The sequence below is a fragment of the Ruminococcus sp. OM04-4AA genome, from assembly GCF_003462585.1.
GTDB lineage: Bacteria > Bacillota > Clostridia > Lachnospirales > Lachnospiraceae > Mediterraneibacter > Mediterraneibacter faecis.
This window is the reverse complement of record NZ_QTZH01000155.1, coordinates 1-1,103: the sequence shown is the minus strand read 5'-3', so window position 1 is coordinate 1,103 and position 1,103 is coordinate 1. Positions and strand designations below refer to the sequence as shown.

Sequence of the window (1,103 nt, the reverse complement as noted above, 5' to 3'; positions counted from 1 at the left end):
AAACATGAAATTTACTTGCAAGCTGCATAAAAACTGCCAGCAGATAAATTTCTGCTGGTAGGAAAAATTTATATTTTTTCAATTGTCTACTTGACGGGGAGCAGTTCAATCGTGAAGCGGCAGCCCCATCCTTTCTGTGTTATTTTCCAGAAAGATAATTTGTACTTTTAGGACAATAGTTGAAGTTCGTGGATGTTGTATGTCAGGTATTGAATTTTACAGCTTTTTACATATAATAAAAGGAAAGGAAACAATATGAAAACAAACCATATAATGGGCTGTTTTCATAAACAAGTAGTGAATGTGGATTACGAATGTCCGTTTCATTAAAGGAAGGAGTAAGATGAAGAAATTAAAAAAACAATGGAATAAGGTAACGGTACTTTTGCTGATATTTGGGATAGTTTTCGGATTATTTGGGGCAATGCCGGTACAGGCGCAGGATGGAAATGCATCTGAAAGTACAATTTTTGATGTGAAAATCGTACATACCAATGATATTCATGCGCGGGTAGAGGAAGACGATTACAATCAGGTGATCGGAATGGATCGACTGAGTGGAATTGCACAGACATTTACGGAAGGAGCGGACGGTTCGCTGATGCTGGATTCCGGAGATACCTTTCATGGACAACCGATTGCGACACTAGTAAAGGGAGAATCGGTGGCAAAACTGATGAAAGCTTGTGGATATGATGCGATGACCACAGGAAACCATGACTGGAGTTATGGAAAAGAGCGTTTAAAAGAGCTTGGTGGAATTGCTAATGTCAAAATTTTATCCGGTAACATCAAAAATGCAGATGGGACATCCTTTTTTGATACGGATGAACTTGTAAAAGAGATTACAAAAAATGGAAAAACACTGAAGATCGGTGTGTTTGGTGTAAGTGATCCGGAGATGAAAAATAAGACAACACCATCTAATGTGGAGGACTTGGACTTTCAGGATGCAGTAGCTTATGCAAAAAGGGAAGCTGCTACTTTAAAGGCAGAAGTCCAGCTAATAAATGTCAATAGTTAAATGAAAAAATTGCTCTTATTTTCTGGCTAAAAAAGGGTAGACATCCCCCTTGGTGAAAATATCGTTCTTTTGAAAGATA

1 protein-coding gene is annotated in these 1,103 nt (G+C 38.0%); it reads left to right on the top strand.

Annotated elements, in window-relative coordinates:
* Positions 1 to 343: 343 nt before the first annotated feature.
* Complete coding sequence (locus DXB52_RS15865; protein WP_181989240.1) at positions 344 to 1,024, top strand: metallophosphoesterase; 681 nt, start codon at positions 344 to 346, stop codon at positions 1,022 to 1,024.
* Positions 1,025 to 1,103 lie beyond the last annotated feature (79 nt).

Excerpts from the sequence above, each read along its gene's own strand:
- DXB52_RS15865 (WP_181989240.1), top strand. The coding sequence starts at position 344 with ATGAAGAAATTAAAAAAACAATGGAATAAGGTAACGGTACTTTTGCTG.